Raw genomic sequence first — 21,735 nt, forward strand, 5'->3', positions numbered from 1 at the left:
AACGTGCATATATTCTCCTTGCCCCAACCGCCCAATTGCAGACACATCAAACTGTAGCAGCGATGCATTTCCTCGTAGCTGTCAGCACTACAAGCATTAGAATGCCTGAGAGATTAGTACGAGAACTTGCTCCGATCTGGTATGCGATCACGGCCTACGCGACCGAGCCGCATGGAAACTGCCCCGGCCCCAGCAGGCACCTTCTGCCAGCAGGTTCGTATGAGCCTGCGCAAGGGATTATCAGCCCAGATGATCCCAATAGAAGCAGCCCGGCAGACTGATCAAGATGAAGCCGTCTGACCCGTACGGCCGATACCGTCACCGGCACTGAGTTCTGGACACTCACTGGACTTCACCGCCATAGGCCAACCTAGCCAGCCCAAGCAAGGCTGCTCCCTGACAGACGAGGATCAGGACATCATGGGGCGAGATCAGCAAAGTGAACACGGCGAACCTCCGGGTAGGTGATGGCTCGACCATAGCGAGGCATCCTTGCCGTTGCGACCTGTCCACTTTTCGCATGTAAACAAAGCGGACAGATCATCCCCTCAAGCGACGGATGAGGTACTTAGACACGCTATCCTCGCCCAAGCCCTGCTCGACTATCGAAGCATCCCCATCCGCAGGCAACGAGCCCCCTTGGGTTTCAAGCGCAGCTGCTGAGCGTCCTTGACCAGGTAGCGCATCACGTAGTGGACATGACGTCGGGCATTAAGATCGTCTCGTCGTACGACACCGAGAGCGCACCGCTCACCATACTGTTCCTTGTCGTGATTGCAGCTGTTGAAGCTACCCTGCCCCCGAGTAATGCGCTCCCACAGCTCACCTATCTGCTGAGCCTTGTAGACGTCTCCACGCACCTCGTTGCCATTGAAGAAATAGGCAGCATGGATGTGGTAGCCCCTGTCCTCGCCCTGCTCCCCCGCACAGATGTAACCAATGAGGTGGTCGAAGATCGGATTGCGCTCATGCTCCGCAATCAGCCGATCCAGGTCATCGAGCACGTGCTCAACACGCAACCTGGCTTGAGCCTCCGAACGGTAGTAGAGGTCGACCCTGACGATGGTGGTACGCGAATAGCGCTCCCTTATGGCGTCTGAGTAATCACAAACACGGTCCGCCTGCTTCCTGGCCTGATAACGGAGGTCATTGGCATTAGGTCGATAATCCCTGGTGCGCCTCAGATGCCGGATCCGAGCAACCAGGACGTTCATGCTGCGGTGATGGTCCAGGTACGCCGCCCCCTCTTCATTCAGGCAGACAGGACCAGTACGACTCCGCTCCAGTCCGATGTCCTGACAGGCTTCCCAGAAAGCCTGCAGGTGTTCGCTGTAGCGGTATTCGCAGCGGTCATCGAACAGGTCGAGCATCTGCTGGATTTGATCGAAGTATCGAGAGAGTCTGGTCGGTTCGATCCGGTCAAACCCTGAGCGTGTTTGCCTGAATCTGAATGCGAGTGTGTCGTGGCGCTCGATAGCCTGGACGAGTCGTTCGATTTGGATGGCGAGATCGGACTGAGAAAGGTGCTTGTAGGTGGTGCGCTTGGTCATGGTGGTGTACCTGGTTGTTTACGACATACCAGGTACGGGCTGTGTACTTTTTAACCGATGACCATTCCCAGGCTACCCAAGCCTGGGCTGTGTAGGTACTAGTTAATTTCCTACTGAATGGTTATTGATTGATAGTTGAATACTGTCTACTGGCTATATATAAATAAAACCAGCTACGCCTCGGGTGAACCGCCCCGGCTAGACAAGGCAATGGGGAGCAACATTGCCACGCCTACCGAGAGAATTGTCGAGCGATGCCCTGAGGAAGTTAGCTGAGAGCACCTGCTGTCTCCAGCCGGCATAAACGCCATGACCGGCAACGAGCCGATCACGGCGCATCATGGTAATTGTCTGATCTACTCAACCCTGTGGCTAGGGTCGGGCTGCGCCTCCCTCGCACCCAGGTCGCGCTCTTCAATCCGGGCCAGGATCCAATCTTGGACCTCGCTATGGACCCAGCCGACGCAACGGTCGCCTAGTGACACTGGCGCGGGGAAGGCGCCCTCCCCCATGTACTTGTAGATGGTCGACCGGGCCAGGCCGGTCGAGTCGATGACTTCTTTCAGGCGAATGATCCTCATGAACGGGCTCCTCGTATTCGTTCATGGGATTGGCAGGGTTTGTAAAAAAACACCTGGCCGGGCTGTGCTGCCGGTGAACTCACAAAGCCGGCTCCCCCCTGAAAGCTGGCAATAACCGTTTACTACCGCCTTCACGACGAACAGTTCGCCTAGCAAGGACGACCTGGCACGACCATGCCTCTAGTCTCCCTCCCATTCAGACTTGGACTGCACCTCGTGGGCCGCCGCCCCAACCAGCATCATCACGGCACGTGCCATAGCCTGGTCGACATACCAACTGGATGAGGGAGATCCGCTGTGCCCATCAGCATATCGGCACCATACGCTTTCCAAGGCACACGTTCGATCACCGTAATCGCATAGCCTGCAAGGACTCCAGCGAGACGGGATGTCATCAGGTTATGCCTAGACAGAGACCATCTGAAGCAGGCGAGATAAGACGGAACCCTTGAGAATACTGAGGATGCATTGATTAACCTAGGCATAGAATAACTATAGAATCACCCTATAATATTGCTAGAATCTTTCAAGAATCCCTATAGAATTCTCATATGATCCGCTTAGAATCCTACTCGGTATATGCATTTTATTTATCAAGAAAATAATCCTGATAGCATATGACACTTAAATTCGATAACTCTGACGAGCTCAGCGAGCTACTCCAGGACCCGCTCCAAAACGATCGCTATGACATTTGGTTATGGCTTTGCCTGTATTGCCACGAGCAACTCAACCTAGACCGCAACACGTGCAATGGCGCCACGATGAGAGACGCCATAGCCCGTACCCTGAGGCGCAACCCTCACCTGATAGAACTCATCCCTTCGGAGAAAGACCAGTATTTGGTCCCTGATAAGTACCTCAGCTGGATCGCCGAGGATGAGCGGCAGCATCACTGGCTATTTCGCAGAGTGAACGACCTTACAGGCAGAGTCCTCCCCCGCGGCCTTGTTCATCTCACCGGGCGGAGCGAGATCGTTGCCATGCTTGATGTTTGGCAGATGGACATTGAAGAGAAAGCACTGGAGATAGAGCGCCTTCACGACCACTGGCGTAGGCAGACAGCCCGAGATACTCAATTCGAGTGGTTCGCGGATAAGAAAGAAGGCGCGAAGCGCTGTGTCTGTGCCTGGGAATGGATCGAGAAACATCCGCTAAAGATACGCTCGCGAGCGCTTCCCATCAGCAACTACAACGAGCTGCTCGTATTCTTCGACCAGACCGAGCTCGGCCCCAGCGAGCTGAAACTAGTGATCCGAGAGATCAAGAAACGATGGCACCGTTTGGCACTCGACGAACGCAACCCAGACAAAAAGCAAGTCAACGTTATGCTTCCGACAGCAGTGATTACTCAGCTCGATGAACTGGCCGAGCGGCATAGCATGAAACGGGCACAAGTGGTTGAGGCCCTTGTGCGGATGGAGGCAGAAACTGGAATGTACTTGACTGACGACTAAAGCGTTAGACCGCAGCGGTTGACTGATGGAGCTACCTGCAATGGCCTCCTGAGTTCAAATCCGACAGAGCGGTATTCCAAATCGCATTCCAGAAACAAATTGAACCGGATTATCTCTATATTTTTCAAATAGATACACAATCATTTCAGATTATCCCGGCCCACCAAAAACCAAGACTAAGCCCCTGATTTTCCTAGCGAATTCAGGGGCTTTTTCGTTTCCGCCTTGATGTGTCGAAGAAGTGCCGAACTCAGCCGTGGCGCTCATCGAGGTCCGCGAAATTGCTGATCTTCACGGCCCCATCAGGGAAGCGCGCAATCACCTCCAACTGTCCGCCCATGGCCTCGATGTGGCTGCGTAGCGTGGAGATGTACATATCCGTGCGCTTTTCCATCTTGGCAATGGCCGGCTGCTGGACATGCAACACCTCGGACAGCATCTTCTGCGACAAGCCAAGCGCCCGGCGATGCTCATGTACTTGGCGGATGGGTCTCCCACGATGGCGCAAATCAGCTCCCGCTCGCGCAGTGTCAGCTGCGCCTGTTTCGCCTGCTCCAGGTTGCATTTCAAGGGGATGTGCCCGCTTGCGGCATAGCCGGAAAGCCCATCGGCCCAGGCTCGATCCAGCCCGATGTCTCGACGATGGACCTTGATGATGGCCCGGATGATCGATTCCGTCGGGTCTTCGGCCAGCACGATGCCGCGTGCGCCCGCCTCTATCGCCTGGGCAACCGGGACGGCCTCGTACAGGCCCTTGAGCACCAACACTTTCGTTTCGGCACTGCGGGTGAGTCCCGTGATGACATCCAGCGGGTCCAGCGCATCTGGAAAGAAACTGAAAAAAATGACATCAGGACGCAACTGATCGGCAAGATCCAGCGCCCTCGTATAGGTAGTGGCCTGAGCGCACACTTCCATCCGGGGCTTCTTGGCATTGATCAAGTCGTGAAGCCCCATGAGAACGAGGGGACGACAATCGATCAGCATGACGCGTATCGGTTCTGTACGGGCTGGCATTACATTTATAGCCCCTTAAAAATCAAATAGATAGAAAGCTATTTTTTTATAGACGAACATTCGTCAATTTTCCAGCGACCTCAGACACAGAACGGAAATGCCTGGACAGGCGGCGGTCCCTCTTTCCTACTGAGCAGCCGTTCGAGGCGGAGAACAGGAGAAGTTGCAGCCGCTCTGCAGCGGTCCAGGCAAGCACTTGGCCATTACCAGGCCCTGACCACCTGTCACCTGTCATTCTCGCGATCAGATAGTCGCTGTTGTATGCGCTGGCCTTTTCGGCATCGCTGGCTGACCACTGACCACCACTCAGAGGTTCGCGACCTTCCTTGGCAATGACTCAGAACATCCCGTAGTCACTGTGTTCGATGAAACCCTCCAACTCGGTGCCCATGGGATGCACCAGTCGGCCATCGTCATAGGCCTGCTCCCAGGACAGGATGTGCCAGCGTCCTTGAAAGCACTTGCGGTTCATACACTCTCCTCCTTTTGGCCAAGGCCAGGAACTCGATTAGCAGACGACTGAACGCCTGGGCCGCAACCAAACCCGCGCAACCCTGCGCGACCTGGCGTGTCGTTTCTTTCATGAGACAGCCAACTGCTTATCAGACATCGCCGGGGTCTTCGCATACGCAACAGCTGAGCAACGTGCTTCGTGCTGGATCCAGGCACCCCGCAATGACATATTTAATGTCAACATATTGTTTCACGAAACAAAACATGTCATTTATATCCACAGTTCAAGCAACCGGCCTGGCCAACCTCTCCAGATCGGGCATCACGTACCCACAAGGTTTGGGAACGAGGTTGCGCTGCCTAGCGCTGCGCTTGAGCCAACACTGCCCCGCAAAACCCTACTCAGGGCATTTTTTAGGCAGCGACACCCAAACGCCCCTCCAAGGAGTCAACAAGATGAACAAAATCGCACTTCTAGGCGCCCTGGCGCTCTCCGCCTTCAGCACCCTGGCCCTCGCCGGCCAGGACACCCTGCGCATCGGTATCGAAGCCGCCTACCCACCCTTCGGCTTCAAGACCCCGGAGGGCAATATCAGCGGTTTCGACTATGACATCGGCAACGCCCTGTGCGCCGAAATGCAGGTCAAGTGCCAGTGGGTCGAACAGGAATTCGATGGCCTGATTCCCTCGCTGAAAGTGCGCAAGATCGATGCCGTGCTGTCGTCCATGTCGATCACCGAAGACCGCCTGAAGTCCGTGGACTTCAGCAAGAAGTACTACCAGACCCCCGGCAAGCTGGCGATGAAGGCCGGCAGCCGGATCGAAGATCCGCTGGTCGACCTGAAAGGCAGGAAAGTCGGCGTGCAACGCGCCTCCACCTACGACCGTTACGCGACCGACCGCTTCGAACCGGCCGGCATCGAGGTGGTCCGCTACGCCTCGCAGAACGAAGCCTTCCTCGACCTCGCCTCCGGGCGCCTGGATGCCCTCCTGGCGGACATCATCAATATTGATGAGGGCTTTATCAAAACCCCCGCCGGCCAGGGGTTCGCCCTGGTCGGCCCGGACTTCAACGATCCGAAATACTTCGGCAAAGGCGCCGGCATCGCCGTGCGTAAAGGCGATAGCGATACCGCCGCGCGCTTCAACGCCGCCATCGATGCCATCCGCGCCAATGGCCAATACCAGCAGGTACAAGCCAAGTACTTCGGGTTCGACATCTACGGCAAGTAACTGCCCTCTGGCAACGCCAGCGCCTCTTCATCGGAGGCGCCCTCCCCGTTTTCGCGCGCCTCCCGGCGCATCGCGTGAGGACCCTCATCATGCTCCAAGGCTACGGCTCGACCATTCTCGATGGCGCCTGGCTGACCCAGAGCCTGGCCATGAACGCCATGGCGCTGGCAATTGTCCTGGGCCTTATTGGCACGGCCTTTCGCCTGTCACCGCTGAAGTGGCTGGCAATGCTCGGCGAAGGTTATGCGACCGTCGTTCGCGGCCTCCCCGACCTGGTCCTGATCCTGCTGATCTTCTATGGCGGCCAGGACCTGGTGAATCGCGTGGCGCCGTTGCTCGGCCATTCCCAGTACGTCGACATCAATCCCTTCATTGCCGGCGTCTGCACCCTGGGCTTCATCTTCGGCGCCTACCTCTCGGAAACCTTCCGCGGCGCCTTCATGGCGATCCCCAAAGGGCAGAGGGAAGCCGGCGCGGCATACGGCATGGGGGCCATGCAGGTGTTTCTGCGTATCCAGGTGCCGCAGATGATCCGTTTCGCAATTCCCGGCTTCACCAACAACTGGCTGGTGCTGATCAAGTCCACCGCGCTGCTCTCGGTGATCGGCCTGCAGGACATGATGTTCAAGGCCAGGAACGCGGCGGATGCAACCCATCAACCCTTTACCTGGTTCCTGGCGGTCGCGGCGCTCTATCTGGTGCTCACCAGCGTGTCCCTGCTGGCCCTGCGCTGCCTGGAAAAACACTATTCGGTCGGCGTAAAAGCCGCTGAGCTGTGAGCACGGGGGCGAACACATGATCTTCGACTTCAACGTGATCTGGGCAAGCCTGCCACTCTACTTCGGTGGCGTATGGGTAACCCTGTCGATCCTCCTCATCTCCCTGGCGTTCGGCCTGGCGCTGGCGATACCGCTGGGGCTGATGCGGGTGTCCCGGCAGCCGCTGGTGAACTTCCCAGCCTGGTTCTACACCTATGTGATCCGCGGCACGCCGATGCTGGTGCAGCTGTTTCTCATCTACTACGGCCTAGCGCAGTTCGAGTCCGTACGCGAAAGTGCGCTGTGGCCCTACCTGTCCAACGCCACCTTCTGCGCCTGCCTGGCCTTTGCCATCAACACCAGCGCCTACACCGCGGAAATCGTCGCCGGCAGCCTCAGGGCCACGCCCCATGGCGAGATCGAGGCGGCCAAGGCCACTGGCATGTCGCGCTTCACCCTATACCGCCGCATCCTCCTGCCCTCAGCCTTGCGCCGGTCGCTGCCGCAGTACAGCAATGAAGCGATCATGATGCTGCACACCACCAGCCTGGCGTCGATCGTCACCCTGATCGATATCACCGGCGCTGCGCGAACGGTCAACGCGCGCTTCTATATGCCGTTCGAGGCCTTCATCACCGCCGGCGTTTTCTACCTGGCACTGACCTTCATCCTGGTGCGTCTGTTCAAGCTGGCCGAGCGCCGCTGGCTGGCGTATCTGGCACCGCGCAAGCATTAAGGGACAACCGCATGAAGCACATTCAATACGTCCTGCCCTGGAGCAGCCCGGGCAGCGAGCGGAGCCTGTCGCTGTTCCGTTTTGGCAGCGGACCACGCAAGGCCTATATCCAGGCCGCGCTGCATGCCGACGAGTTGCCGGGCATGCGCGTGGCTGTGGAACTCAAGCGCCACCTCGGCGAACTGGAAGAGCAAGGCCGTCTGACCGGGGTGGTCGAACTGGTGCCGGTGGCCAATCCCATCGGCCTCGGCCAGATGATCCAGGCGACCCACCAGGGCCGCTTCGAGTTCGGCAGCGGCAGGAACTTCAACCGCGATTTCCCGGAGCTGGACGAACTGCTAGCCCCTCTGCTTGAGGGCCGGGTGGGTAGTGATGCAGCCGCCAACGTCGCGCTGATCCGCCGCCTGATGGGAGAAGTCCTCGCCACCCTGCCGCCGGCCGGTTCGGAGCTGGACGGCCTGCGTCGCCTGCTGCTGCAACATGCCTGCGACGCCGATGTCGTGCTCGACCTGCACTGCGATTTCGAGTCGATCATGCTGCTCTATGCCCTGCCCCAGCACTGGCCAAGCCTGCGGAGCCTGGCCGCACGCCTGCATGCCGGTGCCGCGCTGCTGGCCGAAAACTACGGTGGCACCCCCTTCGATGAAGCCTGCTCGGTGCCCTGGCTGCGCCTGGCCGAACGCTTCCCGAGCGCGAATATTCCGCCAGCCTGCATGGCTACCACCCTCGAATTGCGTGGCATGGCCGATACCGACCGGGCGCAGGCCGAGGCCAGTGCCGCCGCCATCCTGGCGTTTCTCGCCGAACAGGGGCTGATCGAGGGTGACTGGCCTACCGCACCGGAGAGCTGCTGCGAAGCCACGCCATTTGCCGGGGCGCAGTACGCCTGTGCGCCGCATCCGGGAGTGGTGAGCTTCCTGCAACCGCTGGGTGCACGGGTCAAGGTGGGCGACCCCTTGTTTGAAGTGATCGATCCGCTGAGCGACCGCCACAGCGTGGTGCGAGCCAGCACCGACGGCATCCTCTATGCCCGCGAGCGTCTGCGTTTTGCCCAGCCCGGCCTATGGCTGGCCAAAGTCGCCGGCTCCATTCCTATTCGCCACGGTCGCCTGCTCAGCGACTGACTTCACGAGGTATGCACCCATGTACAGACTCGAAATCGACAACCTGCACAAACGCTATGGCAACCACCAAGTGCTCAAGGGCGTGTCCCTGGCGGCCAAGGCCGGTGACGTCATCAGCATCATCGGCTCGAGTGGCTCCGGCAAGAGCACCTTCCTGCGCTGCATCAACATGCTGGAGCAGCCCCATGGCGGCAAGATTCTGCTTAATGGCGAAGAGCTGAAGCTGGTGGCGAACAAGGATGGTGGTCTAAAGGCTTCTGATCCCAAGCAACTGCAGCGCATGCGCTCGCGTCTGGCGATGGTGTTCCAGCACTTCAATCTGTGGTCGCACATGAGTGCCCTGGAGAATGTCATCGAAGCGCCTGTCCATGTGCTCGGTGTGCCGAAGAAGGAGGCCATCGAGAAAGCCGAGCATTACCTGGCCAAGGTTGGTGTGTCGCACCGCAAGGATGCCTACCCGGCACACATGTCCGGCGGCGAGCAGCAGCGCGTGGCGATGGCCCGTGCGCTGGCCATGGAGCCGGAGGTGATGCTGTTCGACGAACCCACTTCGGCGCTGGACCCGGAGCTGGTCGGCGAAGTGCTTAAAGTGATGCAGGACCTGGCGCAGGAGGGCCGCACCATGGTCGTAGTGACCCATGAAATGGGTTTCGCGCGCGAGGTCTCCAATCAGCTGATGTTCCTTCATCAAGGCCGCGTCGAAGAAAGCGGCTGCCCGCGCCAGATACTGGCCAACCCGCAGTCCGAACGCCTGCAGCGGTTTCTCGCCGGCAGCCTGAAGTAGCGCTAGGCCGGACGTGACTGACGCGCGGCCACCTGCTTGCCGGGGGATGATCTGCCGATCGTCGGCAAGCAGGCTCCGAACCCCGGACGTTGCGTGCACGGCCAAGCAGCCACGCTGGCTTTGCCGGGATCTGTACGGCCGGCTTCGGATACACTTCAGCCAGACTCATGCAGGCCAGCCAAGCCGGACGCTTGCGCCTCCCAGACACTTGAAGAAGCGCTGAACACCATGCCTACAGCACCCAAGAATGCAACGGTCTACGCCGCACCTGTGATGCGCAAACTGACGGAAATGGCGCCGAACTTGCAACCGTCACTGCGCAAGGTCGCCGATTTCATCCTGCGCCATCCGCTGAAGGCGGCGACCCTGACGATCGAGGAGCTGGCCCAGCAAACCGCCACTTCGCCTTCGGCGGTCAATCGCCTGGCCAAAGTGATGGACTTGGGTGGCTATACCGGCTTGAAGACCGAACTGGTGACCACCCTGCAGCAGATGGTTTCCCCGGTCGACAAGCTGCGCAACGAGCTGGAGCAACGCGCCGGTGGCGAATTCGGGTTGCATGAGCAGATTCAGATCGCCAGCCGCAACCTCGGCACAGCCGGCGCCAACAACCCCGCAGCGACCTTCGAGGCGTTCGTCGCCAGCCTGATCACCGCACGCAGGATCTACGTCCTCGGCTTTGGCAACAGCGCCTATATGGCCGGTCTGGCCGCCGGCACGCTGATGCCATTCTGTGCCGATGCAACCGCCATCAGCATGGAAGGCGGCAACGAAAACGCCGCCTACCGCCTGGCCGCGATTACCGACCAGGACGTACTGCTGGCCATCTCGCTGCCGCGCTATTCGCTCGACACCCTGCAGCTGGCGCGCTTCGCCAAGGAGCGTGGCGCCAAGGTGCTGGCGATCACCGACTCACCCGCATCGCCACTCAGCAACATTGCCGAACACGTACTGTTCGCCCCAGCCGATCACCCGGTACTGACCAGCTCCAATATCGCCGTGCTCGCCTTGATCGAAGGCTTGGTGGCAGGCGTCATGGCGCGCAACAAGGAGGCAGTGAAACTGGCCCAGGAGTTGACCGAAAGCGTGATGGCGTACCTGCATCTACCCACCGCTGGGCAGGTGGGCAAGCGCACGAAAAAGGTGGAGAAGCAGTGAGCGGACGGCCCAGATAGATCAGCAGCCTCGGCACCATTTACCCCATAACCCCCAATGGTCCCTGACCGCGGGGGGGTTCTTTGGCAAGTGAAGTCAGGCCACCCGTCCACCCTCCAGCACCACCTCCTGTTCAGCTCCGCGTTTGAGCACGGCATAGAGCAGCCCGGTGAGCAGGCTGCCGGCGACTATCGCCAGCAGGTAATACAGCGCGTGGTTGATCGCGTTGGGGATGAGCATGACGAACAGCCCGCCGTGGGGCGCCATCAGTTTGCAGCCGAAGTACATTGACAGTGCCCCGGTCAGCGCGCCACCGGCAATCGCGGCCGGGATCACGCGCAGCGGGTCCTTGGCGGCGAAGGGAATGGCGCCCTCGGAGATGAAACACAGCCCCAGCACCAGCGCCGCCTTGCCGGCCTCCCGCTCGCTTTGGGCGAACTTGCGGCGCATCAGCAGCGTGGCGATGCCCATGCCGATGGGCGGCACCATGCCCGCTGCCATGGTGGCGGCCATCGGCGCGTAGCTTTGCGAGGCGAGCAGGCCGACGGAGAAGGCATAGGCGGCCTTGTTGATTGGCCCGCCGAGGTCGACGCACATCATTCCGCCCAGTAGCAGGCCGAGGAGAATGGCATTGGAGGTGCCCATGTTGTCGAGGAACGCCGTCAGGCTGGCGAGCATGCCGGCCACGGGCTTGCCGACCACGTAGATCATCACCAGCCCGGTGAACAGGCTCGACAGCAACGGGATGATGAGGATTGGCTTGAGCGCCTCGACACTTGGCGGCAGCTTGGCCCAGCGGTTGATCGCCCGCGCCGAATAGCCGGCGAGGAAGCCGGCGATGATGCCGCCGATGAAACCGGCGCCGAGGGTGCTGGCAAGCAGCCCGCCGATCATGCCCGGTGCCAAGCCGGGGCGGTCGGCGATCGAATAGGCAATGTAGCCCGCCAGCAAAGGCACCATCAGTTTGAACGCGGCGTCGCCGCCGATCTGCATCAGCACAGCGGCCAGGGTGCCTTCTTCCTTGAACGCCTCGATGCCGAATACGAACGACAGTGCGATCAGCAAGCCGCCCGCCACCACCATCGGCAGCATGTAGGACACGCCGGTGAGCAGGTGCTTGTAGGCGCCTTTCGGTTCAGCCTTGGCCTTGCCGGTCGAGCCCTCTGCACTCGCCTTGCCTTCCAGCACCTGGCCTTCGGTCAGTGCACGCTTGAGTGTGGCTTCGGCCTGTTTGAGGGCCACGCCAGTTCCGCAACGGAACACGCGCTTGCCGACGAAGCGTGCGGTGTCGACTTCGATATCGGTCGCCAGGAGCACGACGTCAGCGGCAGCGATGGCCTCCGGCGCAAGCGGGTCGCGGGCGCCCACCGAGCCCTGGGTTTCCACCTTGAGCTCGTAACCCAGGCGCTGGGCAGCCTGCTTAAGCGCTTCGGCTGCCATGAAGGTATGCGCCACACCGGTTGGACAGGCCGTCACCGCCACCACCTTGGGCGTGGCGCCGGCCGGCGTGCTGACCGCCTGTACGGGTAAGGGCTCGACCTGTTGCACCCGCGCCTCGACAGCACCGCGCAGCAAGAAGGCCTCGCTGTCGCGCAGGGCCTCGGATGGCGTCGCAAGGAATATCCGTTTGCCGCTGAAGCGGCTGAGATCGATGTCACCGCTTCGTACGACGAGGATCCAGTCCGCCGCTTCGAGGGTGGCAGCGGGAAGCTGGTTCTCCGGATGCTGCGGATCGAAGACTTCGACGCTGGTGCTCCAGCCCAGGCGCTGGGCGGCTGCATCCAGCAACCGCGCGCAGAGCACGCTGGTGACCATGCCGTTGGGGCAGGCAGTGACAATGGCAAGTTTCATCGAGGCACCTCTTGTTGTTCTGCGAGCGCCTGGACCTGCACGGCGCTTTCGAGCTGTTGCAGTTGCACCGCGTCGCCCAGGCCGAAGCCGACCTGGGTGACCGCCTGGGCCGCGATGGCGGTGGCGTGGCGCAGGGTGTGCGTGGCCGACCAACTGCTGAGCAGGCCATGGACCATGCCCGCCAGCAGCGTGTCGCCGGCCCCGACGGTGCTGACCACGGTAACCTTGGGCGGCAGCGCCTGGAGCGCCAGATCGGGGCCGAACCAGGACACGCCCCGGGCGCCTTGGGAGATCACCACCTGATCGATGCCCAGCGCCTGCAGGTGCGCAGCCTCGGCGGCCAACGCATCGCCGGCCTCCAGCGGGCGGCCACAGATTTCGGCCAGCTCGTCGGTGTTCGGTTTGACCAGCCAGGGCGTCACCAGCAGGCCGGCTCGCAAGGCCTCGCCGCTGCTGTCCAGGGCGACCTTCAATCCGTGCCGCTTGAGTCGGCGCAGCAACTCGCCGAACCAGGCGGGGTCGACGCCGCCAGGCAGGCTCCCCGCCAACACGGCGACGTCATGGCCAGGGGCGAGTTGGTCGAGACGGTCGAGCAGCTCGACCTGGGCCCGCTCGCTCACGTGCGGTCCGGGCCCGTTGATATCGGTGATGCGGCCATCGCGCTCGGCGAGCTTGATGTTGCTGCGGGTCTCGCCGGGGACGCGGACGAAACCATCGACGAAGCCACGGCGAGCGAACAGCGCCTCGAAGGCTTCCGGGTTATCCGCGCCGAGGAAGCCAGCCACGCTGAGGCGGTGGCCGAGGTCCGCCAGCACCTGGGCGACATTCAGGCCCTTGCCGGCGGCATGGCTGACCTGGGCCAGGCTGCGATTGACCTGTCCAGGTTCGAGACGCTCCAGGCGCAGAGTCAGATCAAGCGCCGGGTTCAGGGTAAGGGTGAGGATGCGTGCCATCAGAAGCGCTCCGCCAGAGCGCGCACGGCTGCTGCGCTGTCCAGGGCCAGGGCGCTTGCGGCCAGTTCCCGGGCGGCGGTGCGGCTGATCTCGCGCACCCGCGCCTTGACCTCGGCGATACCGCCAGCGGACAGGCTCAACTCATTCACGCCAAGGCCCACCAGCAAGGGCACGGCCAGCGGGTCGCCCGCCAGCTCCCCGCACACGCCCACCCATTTACCTTGGGCATGGGCGGCGCGCACGGTCATGTCGATCAGGTGCAGAACCGCCGGATGCAAGCCGTCGGCCTGGGCGGAAAGGGTCGGATGGCCACGGTCGATGGCCAGGCAGTACTGGGTCAGGTCGTTGGTGCCAATGCTGAAGAAATCCACTTCGCGGGCCAGCGCCGGGGCGATCAGCGCCGCCGAGGGCACCTCGACCATGATGCCCAGCTGCAGATCGGCCTGGGGAATCTCCGCGACCAGGGCCAGGGTCATGTCGCGGGCCTGGCGCCACTCATCGATGTTGCCGACCATTGGGAACATGATGCGCAGCGGTCGCCCATCACTGGCGCGCAGTAGCGCACGCAGCTGGGTTTCCATCAGATGCGGGCGTTGCAGGGTGAGGCGCACGCCACGCACACCGAGGAAGGGGTTTTCCTCTTCCGGCACCGGCCAGTAGGGCAAGGGTTTGTCACCGCCCACATCCAGGGTACGGGCCACCAGCGGGCGGCCGTCGAGGGCGTCGAATACGCGACGGTACTCAGCCTCTTGGGTCGCCAGGTCCGGCGCCTGCGGATGGGCCATGAAGATGAATTCGGTACGCAGCAGGCCGACACCTTCGGCGCCATGGGCCACGGCCTTGGCGGCGCCGTTGCTGTCGCCCAGGTTGGCGCAGATCTCCACCACGTGACCATCGCGAGTGGTGGCCGGCTCCAGCTTGTGGGCCTCGGCCAGGTGCAGGCGCCGCTGGCGGTTTTCCTGTTCCTGCTGTGCGCGCTCACGCTGTTCCGCATCTGGCGCGACCACCAGACGACCGCGTTGGCCGTCGAGCAGCAACGGGGTCTGAGGCGCCAGCAGCAGTACGCCAGCGCCGGCACCAACCAGCGCCGGAATGCCCAGGGCACGGGCGACGATAGCGCTGTGGGAGGTGGCGCCACCACGGGCCGTGAGGATGCCGGCGACGCGGTTGCGATCCAGTCGCGCCACGTCGGACGGGGCCATCTCGTCCATGATCAGGATGTAGGGCTCGTCCGGCTCCGCCACTTCCTCCACGCAGCAGAGCTGGCCAAGCACCCGGCGACCGATGTCACGCAGGTCGGCGGCGCGTTCGGCGAGCAGCGCATCGTGCAGGCTTTCCTGTTGGGCGGCAGCGCTTTCGATCACCGTCATCCAGGCGGCGGCCGCACTTTCACCTTGCTTCAGGCGGGTCTCCACCTCGTCGCCAAGGTCCGGGTCGGCAAGCATTTCCAGGTGGGTGATGAAGATTTCGCGGATGGCCTTGACCTCACTGCGCAGCACCAGCGCCTCGATATCCCCGCGCACGTGGGCCAGGGCCTGCTGCAGGCGCTCACGCTCGACGGTCGGCGATTCGCCGCGCAGCGGGAAGTCCAGTTCCTTGCGCACATGAATGTGGGCCGGGCCGATGGCGATGCCCGGTGCGGCCGGTACGGCTTGCAACTGACTGCCTGCCGGGGGCGCCTGCACCGGCACGGATTCCGCTTCGGGCTCCTGAGCCTGCGCCTCACCCACGGGCAGCGGCTCCACCTCCTCACCCAAGCCTTGTTCGATGGCGGCCTTCAAGGCCGGCAGCGCCTGCTCGGCGATACCGGGATCGGCGAGGATCTCGAGCACCTGGCCACGGCGAACGCCGAGGCTCAGCAGCTTACTCAGGCTCTTGGCCGACACCGCAGGCACGCCGCTATCAGCCACCCGCACGCGAATGTCGCCTTCGAAGGCCTTGGCTAGCTGAACCAGTTCCTTCGCGGGGCGGGCGTGCAGGCCATGAGCATTGGCCAGTGGCAGGCGCAAGCTCGGCCAGTCGGGCTGGACCTCGCCGCCGAGGGCTTCAAGCACCGCGCGGCGCTGCGTGGCGCGCGCCAGTTCGCGGCCACGGCCTTCGATCAGCAAAGCGCAGAGGCGCTCCAGCAACGCCAAGTGTGCGTCACCCAGGCTGGCCAGGCAGAACAGGCCGTTGAGCGGCTGGTCCAGGTAGCGCAATGGTTTGTCGGGCGTCAGATAGGCAAGACCGGGGCGCTGTACGGCCTGGTCGCTGTGCAGCCACCACAGGCCCTCGCCCAGGGGCAATGGATCACCCTGCAGCATGGCGGCGGCAAAGCCACTGCCAACGCAATCGGCCCGGCGCAGCAGGCGGGCACCTTGCAGCACCAGTTCGTCGTAATCCTCGGCTGGCACGGCAAGGCCAATCAGTTGGTCGTCCAGGGCCAGTTCCTGAGGGGCACTCTGCAGCAGCTTGAGCACTTCTTCCGGGCCCTGCGCGCGGCGCAGTTCGCTGCCGAGGTCGGCCTCGCCCAAGGCACGGGTAAGGATCTGCAGGAGGCGCAGGTGTTCGTCGGATTTGGCGGCAATGCCAATGGCCAGGTAGACAATCTGGCCATCGCCCCAATCCACGCCTTCGGGGAATTGCATCAGGCGCACCCCGGTACGATGGACCAGGTCGCGGGTCTGCGGGGTACCATGGGGGATGGCGATGCCCTGGCCCAGGTAGGTGGAGCCCTGCCCCTCGCGAGCCTGCAGCCCGGCCAGGTATCCGGGCGCGACCAGCCCATCCCCCTCGAGCTGTCCGGCCAGCATTTGCAGTGCAGCGGCCTTGTCCGGCGCCGACAGTCCCATGGAGACCTGTCCTGCGGTCAGTTCGAGCATTGCATCACCTCACACGGGCCTTGAGCCCTTCTTGTCGTTATCGCCAAGCCTTCAGCGTGTCATCACCAATCGTCGCGGCGATCGATTAAAGCGTAGACAGAACACTTGCTGAATCGTTTCACTAAACTCAGTGGGCACGTTACTCGATAATCTTCGTTTCTTGAAGCCCGCCCGATGAAACACATACGCATAACAGGAGCCGCGAACTTGAAACTCAGCGATATCGCTCGCCTGGCCGGCGTCTCGGTGACCACGGCCAGCTATGTGATCAACGGCAAGGCCGAGCAGAAGCGCATCAGCCCGGCGACCGTGGAGCGTGTGCAGGCAGTGGTCGACGAGCACGGTTTCAAGCCAAACCCCCAGGCGGCCGGGCTGCGCAGCCGACAGACACGCACCCTCGGTTTCATCCTGCCGGACCTGGAAAACCCCAGTTATGCGCGCCTGGCCAAGCTGCTCGAACAGGGCGCCCGAGCCCGCGGTTATCAACTGCTGATCGCCAGCTCGGACGACGAGCCGGAAAGCGAGCGCCAGCTGCTCAAGCTGTTCCGCTCGCGCCGCTGCGATGCGCTGATCGTCGCCAGCTGCCTGCCGCCTGATGACGACAGTATTCGCCGACTGCAGGACGAAGGACTGCCGGTGATCGCTGTCGACCGCGAATTGGACCCGCAGCATTTCAGCTCGGTGGTCAGCGACGACCGCGAGGCCTGCCTGCAACTGACCCGCAGCCTGCTGCACCCGGCGCCCCGGCATATCGCCCTGCTCGGCGCGCGGCCCGAACTGGTCACCAGCGCCGAGCGCAGCGCCGGCTTCCGCGAGGCGGTTGCCGGACTCGATTGCAAGGTGACGATGGAGCATGGTGAAGAGTTCAGCCGTGAGTGCGGCCGCCGGCTGATGCACGACCTGCTGGAGCGCATGGATCAGCTGCCGGATGTGCTGATCACCACGGCCTACGTGCTGCTGGCAGGCGTGCTGGATGTGCTGCGTGAACGCGGGGACTGGCCGAACCAACTGCGGGTGGGCACTTTCGGCGATACGCAGTTGCTGGATTTCCTGCCGCTACCGGTGAACTCCATGTACCAGCAGCACGAACTGATCGCCGATCAGGTCCTGCGCCTGGCCCTGGCGGCGGTGGAGCAGGAGCGCTACCAGCCCGGCGTGCGGGCGGTACCGCGGATGCTCAAGGAGCGGATTGCGCAGTAGCGTGTCTCCCCCTTCCCGGAGGGGGGCTGCTCGGTCCGTAGGAGCCAGCGCGCTGGTGAACAGCACCGCTCAAGAGCTTCGCGAGCAAGCTCGCTCCTACAGACCCACCCGCTGGGCTGTTTCTGATACCTGGCTGGAAACCGCGTCAGCGGTTGTACCCCTGTAGGAGCCAGCTCGCTGGCGAACGGCACCGTTCAAGAGCTTCGCGAGCAAGAACTCGGCGTCCCCCCGCGCGCCTACAAAGGTGCTGAGCGCGCCCGGTGTCGGCCAACCCCGACGACACCTTCCACGTCGACTACGACCAGCTCGGCTCCATCGCCTGCCGGTTTGTCTGAGCCACGCACGCCCTTGTAGGAGCGAGCTTGCTCGCGAAAGTCCCGAGCACGGAGCATTCGCCAGCAAGCTGGCTCCTACAGCTGGCGCCCTAACAAGGAGTGCCCATGAACCTGCCGATCAATACCTTCAAGCAACGCCTGCAATCCGGCCAGCCGCAGATCGGCCTCTGGCTAGGCCTGGCCGACGCCTACTGCGCCGAGTTGGCGGCCAACGCCGGTTTCGATTGGCTGCTGGTCGACGGCGAACACGCACCCAACGACCTGCGCAGCCTGCTGGCCCAGTTGCAGGCCATCGCGCCCTACCCATCCCAGCCGATCATCCGACCACCCATCGGTGATGCGGTACTGATCAAGCAACTGCTGGATATCGGCGCCCAGACCCTGCTGGTGCCGATGGTCGAGTCCGCCGAGCAAGCAGCAGAACTGGTGCGTGCCATGCGTTATCCGCCCAACGGCATTCGTGGTGTGGGCAGTGCCCTGGCCCGAGCCTCGCGCTGGAACAGCATCCCCGGCTATCTGGAGCATGCTGACGAGCAAATGTGCCTGCTGGTGCAGATCGAAAATCTCGACGGCCTGGCCAACCTCGACGTCATTGCGGCGATCGAAGGCGTGGATGGCGTGTTCATCGGACCGGCCGACCTCTCCGCCGCCATGGGCCATCGCGGCAACCCCGGCCACCCCGAAGTGCAGGCTGCTATCGAAGACGCGATCCTGCGCATCCAGAAAGCCGGCAAGGCCGCCGGCATCCTCTCCGCAGACCAGGCGCTGGCGCGCCGCTACATCGAACTGGGCGCGGCCTTCGTTGCGGTGGGGGTGGACACCACCATCCTGATGCGCGGTCTGCAGAGCCTGGCGGGTGCTTTCAAGGGAGCTTCCGCGCCTGTGATCGGAGCAGGTGGCGTGTACTGACAGGACAGGAGGGGATACGAAATCCGGAGTCCCCCGGAAATCGGCTTTCGTATCGACCATGGATTGGTGCCCCTACGGGCCGCTTGGCGAATGAATTCGCCCCCACAAAGAGCGGCCTGCGGGCCTGCCCGGATAGCCTCCTCCCCCGCGTGCGGGAGAGGGCTGGGGAGAGGGCCGGCGGGCAGACCTGCGGTCCATATCGCGAAGCACTCGCTCCCCCCAGCCATTACCCCCGCGTCGCGATCGAGTGCTTGCGCAGCTTGCGATAGAGGGTGTTGCGGCTAATGCCGAGTTGCTCGGCCGTGCGGGTCATGTGCCAGCGCTGGCTGTCCAGGGCACTGAGCAAGGCGGTGCGCTCGGCGTCGTCCAGGGGGTTTGCCGGCGGTTCGACAGGAACGGCCGGAGACGTGGCGCGGAGGATCTCGCGGGGCAGATCGGTGAGGTGGATCACGCCGTCCTCGCAGAGGGCCGCGAGGGTCCGCAGTACGTTGCGCAGTTGCCGCACGTTACCCGGCCAGTGGTAGTCCAGCAGTGCCTGGAGAGCCTCGTCGTCAACGCGGACTCGCTGGCCGCGAGCTTCTTCGGCCAGCAGGTGTTGCAGCAGTTCGGGCTTGTCACTGCGCTCGCGCAGTGGCGGCAGGTTGAGTACCAGGCCGTTGAGGCGGTAGTAGAGGTCCTCGCGGAACGCGCCATCTTGCACGCACACCTCGAGCTCTCGGTGAGTGGCGCTGATGATGCGTACATCCACAGCCTGGGCCTCACCGCCGATGGGCACCACCTGACGCTCTTCCAGCACGCGTAGCAGGCGGGTCTGCAGAGCCAGGGGCATATCGCCGATTTCGTCGAGGAACAGCGTGCCACCGTCGGCCTGCTGCAGCTTGCCGCGCATGCCTTCCTTGCGCGCGCCGGTGAAGCTGCCGCCGCGATAGCCGAACAGTTCGCTCTCGATCAGGGTTTCCGGGATCGCCGCACAGTTCAGCGCAACGAAAGGCTTTTCGGCGCGCGAACTGGCCAGGTGCAGCGCACGGGCGAAAGCTTCCTTGCCGGAGCCGGTTTCGCCACTGATCAGCAGCGGCACATCGCGTTCATAAACGCGCAGGGCTCGGCGGAAGTCGGTCTGCAACGCGGCATCACCCAGGCAGATGCCAGAAAGTGCAGGCTTCGCCGGTGCCAACGGGACAGGCTTGGGCAGGCTGCGCGGCTGGCCGCGCAGTGCGGCGAACAGTGCACGGCCGTTGCGCGTACGCAGGGGCCAACTGGTGGCAGGCTGCGGCGTGGCCCGCCCAAGCAGTTCGTCCAGGCGGCAATCGAAGAAGGCTTCCACCGGTTCGCCGAGCAGACGCTCACGGGACGAGCCCAGCAGATTGATGGCGCTTTGGTTCACTGCGCGAATGCGGCCTCCGCCATCGAAGGCCACCAACCCCTCGCTGAACAGGCCGACATATTCGGCTTGCAGGTGAAAGCGCAGCAGCCACTCGCCCTCGTAGCGACGCAGGAAGTAGCAACTCTCGATCATCTTCGCCGAGAGGTTGACCAGGGCCATGGTGTGGAACTGGCTCTGGCGCGAGACGTCATGGCGTGCGGACGAGACATCGAGCACGGCGAGCAGGTCGCCCTGTGGATCGAACACCGGACTGGCGGAACAGGTCAGGCCGGTGTGGCGGCTGCGGAAATGTTCGTCCTGGTGGATGGTCAGCGCCTGGCGTTCGACCACACAGGTGCCGATGCCGTTGGTGCCTTCGCTGGCTTCACTCCAATCAGCGCCAAGCCAGAGGCCGGCGCGCTCGAAAGTCGGACGCTCAGCGCTGGCAGTGACGCAATTGAGGATGACCCCGCGTGAATCGGTCAGCAGCACGGCATGGCCGGCACCGGAGAGCTGCCGGTAGAGGTTGTTCATCTCGCCGTTGGCGATCTCCAGCACCTGCTGCAGCCGCTCGCGGCATTCGAGCATGCGCGCGTGCTCCAGCACCGTCGGCGCCATGGGAAGGGCCGGATCGAGGTGGTAGTCCTCCAGGCAACGCAGCCAGGAGCGAGCGATCGAGGGATCGGCAGCAGGTCCGCTGGCCTGTGCCTTGCCCCCTGCCACGGTCAGCACTTGCTGCGCGTGACGGCTGAGAGGGTTCTGCATTGTTGTTCTTCTCCAGTGCGGACTTCCGGGAGGCAGCCCGGGCCTTGGCGAGGCACCCGCATCGCCGCAGCATCCTCCAGCGTAGGTTGCTTTGCAATGGCTGCTCGACCCATCGGTCATGAGCTGTGTCAGATACGTGACAAAGTGTCACTCACCCTTGTACCGGACCTGCCACAGACATCATCCGCACACGCTTGAACACCAGCAAGCAACCCCTCTAAATCGGCATTTCCAGCACTCTGGCCCAGCCCTTGCTCTGAGTAGACAAACGCCAGCAAGCGTCCTCCCCAGTAGAACAAGAGCCAGGAGAAACACTATGCGTTACGCACAACCCGGTACCCCCGGCGCCATCGTTTCCTTCAAGTCTCGCTACGGCAACTACATCGGCGGCGAGTTTGTCGCGCCAGTCAAAGGCCAGTACTTCACCAATACCTCGCCGGTGAATGGCCAGCCCATCGCCGAATTCCCGCGCTCCACTGCCGAAGATGTCGAAAAAGCCCTGGACGCTGCCCATGCCGCCGCCGATGCCTGGGGCCGCACCTCGGTCCAGGATCGCTCGAACATCCTGCTGAAGATCGCCGATCGCATCGAGCAGAATCTCGAAGTGCTGGCTGTCACTGAAACCTGGGATAACGGCAAGGCCGTGCGCG

The 21,735-nt window shown here is 62.6% G+C and carries 18 protein-coding genes and 2 pseudogenes; 11 read left to right on the plus strand and 9 right to left on the minus strand.

The genetic code is table 11. The features are described 5' to 3' along the window. Window positions 1–602: 602 nt before the first annotated feature. Both J7302_RS21780 and J7302_RS21785 read right to left on the minus strand, forming a co-directional pair. Window positions 603–1,550, minus strand: a complete 948-nt coding sequence (locus J7302_RS21780) for a YagK/YfjJ domain-containing protein (protein ID WP_215379590.1) — start codon at window positions 1,548–1,550, stop codon at window positions 603–605. A gap of 356 nt (window positions 1,551–1,906) precedes the next feature. Continuing rightward, window positions 1,907–2,131, minus strand: coding sequence for a helix-turn-helix transcriptional regulator (locus tag J7302_RS21785; protein ID WP_215379592.1), 225 nt, complete (start codon window positions 2,129–2,131; stop codon window positions 1,907–1,909). Between the two features lie 764 nt (window positions 2,132–2,895). Between J7302_RS21785 and J7302_RS21790 the strand changes: the two genes are divergently transcribed. Beyond that, on the plus strand, window positions 2,896–3,588 hold the full coding sequence (locus tag J7302_RS21790) for a hypothetical protein (protein WP_215379595.1): 693 nt from the start codon (window positions 2,896–2,898) through the stop codon (window positions 3,586–3,588). A gap of 250 nt (window positions 3,589–3,838) precedes the next feature. On the opposite strand, the gene J7302_RS21795 is transcribed toward J7302_RS21790, so the two are convergent. From J7302_RS21795 to J7302_RS26670, 3 genes and pseudogenes are all read right to left on the minus strand, one after another. Further along, on the minus strand, window positions 3,839–4,153 hold the full coding sequence (locus tag J7302_RS21795; protein ID WP_394359105.1) for an XRE family transcriptional regulator: 315 nt from the start codon (window positions 4,151–4,153) through the stop codon (window positions 3,839–3,841). Further along, window positions 4,042–4,605 (minus strand): annotated as a pseudogene (locus J7302_RS26665) (DNA-binding response regulator); the annotation flags it as partial. The pseudogene J7302_RS26665 and the gene J7302_RS21795, both read right to left, overlap by 112 nt. A 337-nt stretch (window positions 4,606–4,942) precedes the next feature. Next, a complete protein-coding gene (locus J7302_RS26670; RefSeq protein ID WP_251702191.1) occupies window positions 4,943–5,077 on the minus strand; it encodes a lipocalin-like domain-containing protein in 135 nt (44 codons plus the stop codon). A 437-nt stretch (window positions 5,078–5,514) separates the two neighbouring features. On the opposite strand from J7302_RS26670, the gene J7302_RS21810 reads away from it, so the two are divergent. The 6 genes from J7302_RS21810 to J7302_RS21835 all read left to right on the plus strand — a co-directional run bounded on the left by J7302_RS21810 (window position 5,515) and on the right by J7302_RS21835 (window position 10,851). Further along, window positions 5,515–6,291, plus strand: coding sequence for an ABC transporter substrate-binding protein (locus J7302_RS21810; protein WP_215379601.1), 777 nt, complete (start codon window positions 5,515–5,517; stop codon window positions 6,289–6,291). An 89-nt stretch (window positions 6,292–6,380) separates the two neighbouring features. After that, on the plus strand, window positions 6,381–7,070 hold the full coding sequence (locus tag J7302_RS21815; protein ID WP_215379603.1) for an ABC transporter permease: 690 nt from the start codon (window positions 6,381–6,383) through the stop codon (window positions 7,068–7,070). A 16-nt stretch (window positions 7,071–7,086) separates the two neighbouring features. Then, a complete protein-coding gene (locus J7302_RS21820) occupies window positions 7,087–7,785 on the plus strand; it encodes an ABC transporter permease (RefSeq protein WP_215379605.1) in 699 nt (232 codons plus the stop codon). Window positions 7,786–7,796: 11 nt separating this feature from the next. Beyond that, window positions 7,797–8,909, plus strand: a complete 1,113-nt coding sequence (locus J7302_RS21825) for a succinylglutamate desuccinylase/aspartoacylase family protein (protein WP_215379607.1) — start codon at window positions 7,797–7,799, stop codon at window positions 8,907–8,909. Between the two features lie 19 nt (window positions 8,910–8,928). Next, window positions 8,929–9,693, plus strand: a complete 765-nt coding sequence (locus J7302_RS21830) for an ABC transporter ATP-binding protein (protein ID WP_215379610.1) — start codon at window positions 8,929–8,931, stop codon at window positions 9,691–9,693. Window positions 9,694–9,921: 228 nt separating this feature from the next. Then, window positions 9,922–10,851, plus strand: a complete 930-nt coding sequence (locus J7302_RS21835) for a MurR/RpiR family transcriptional regulator (protein WP_215379613.1) — start codon at window positions 9,922–9,924, stop codon at window positions 10,849–10,851. 93 nt (window positions 10,852–10,944) lie between these two features. Here the strand turns inward: J7302_RS21835 and J7302_RS21840 are convergent, their stop codons facing one another. From J7302_RS21840 to ptsP, 3 genes are read right to left on the minus strand one after another with little or no spacing between them, the layout of a single operon-like run. Beyond that, a complete protein-coding gene (locus J7302_RS21840) occupies window positions 10,945–12,699 on the minus strand; it encodes a PTS fructose-like transporter subunit IIB (protein WP_215379616.1) in 1,755 nt (584 codons plus the stop codon). Then, on the minus strand, window positions 12,696–13,652 hold the full coding sequence (gene pfkB / locus J7302_RS21845) for a 1-phosphofructokinase (protein ID WP_215379619.1): 957 nt from the start codon (window positions 13,650–13,652) through the stop codon (window positions 12,696–12,698). The genes J7302_RS21840 and pfkB overlap by 4 nt, the downstream gene beginning before the upstream one ends. Continuing rightward, window positions 13,652–16,513 (minus strand): phosphoenolpyruvate--protein phosphotransferase, encoded by a 2,862-nt coding sequence (ptsP, locus tag J7302_RS21850; RefSeq protein ID WP_215379621.1) that lies wholly within the window; start codon window positions 16,511–16,513, stop codon window positions 13,652–13,654. The genes pfkB and ptsP overlap by 1 nt, the downstream gene beginning before the upstream one ends. Before the next feature lie 207 nt (window positions 16,514–16,720). Here ptsP and cra point away from each other — a divergent pair, with 207 nt between their 5' ends. From cra to hpaI, 3 genes and pseudogenes are all read left to right on the plus strand, one after another. Next, window positions 16,721–17,713 (plus strand): catabolite repressor/activator, encoded by a 993-nt coding sequence (gene cra, locus J7302_RS21855; protein ID WP_215379623.1) that lies wholly within the window; start codon window positions 16,721–16,723, stop codon window positions 17,711–17,713. 254 nt (window positions 17,714–17,967) lie between these two features. Continuing rightward, a pseudogene (locus J7302_RS26675) lies at window positions 17,968–18,048 on the plus strand (hypothetical protein); the annotation flags it as partial. Between the two features lie 105 nt (window positions 18,049–18,153). Next, window positions 18,154–18,957, plus strand: coding sequence for a 4-hydroxy-2-oxoheptanedioate aldolase (gene hpaI / locus J7302_RS21860; RefSeq protein WP_215379626.1), 804 nt, complete (start codon window positions 18,154–18,156; stop codon window positions 18,955–18,957). A 226-nt stretch (window positions 18,958–19,183) separates the two neighbouring features. On the opposite strand, the gene J7302_RS21865 is transcribed toward hpaI, so the two are convergent. Beyond that, window positions 19,184–21,085 (minus strand): sigma-54-dependent Fis family transcriptional regulator, encoded by a 1,902-nt coding sequence (locus J7302_RS21865; protein ID WP_215379629.1) that lies wholly within the window; start codon window positions 21,083–21,085, stop codon window positions 19,184–19,186. Window positions 21,086–21,401: 316 nt separating this feature from the next. Here J7302_RS21865 and J7302_RS21870 point away from each other — a divergent pair. After that, window positions 21,402–21,735: aldehyde dehydrogenase family protein (locus J7302_RS21870; RefSeq protein ID WP_215379632.1), on the plus strand; the 334-nt coding region annotated here is incomplete at its 3' end.

Origin of the sequence: Metapseudomonas boanensis (assembly GCF_018704125.1) — a bacterium.
In the GTDB taxonomy this organism is placed as follows: domain Bacteria; phylum Pseudomonadota; class Gammaproteobacteria; order Pseudomonadales; family Pseudomonadaceae; genus Metapseudomonas; species Metapseudomonas boanensis.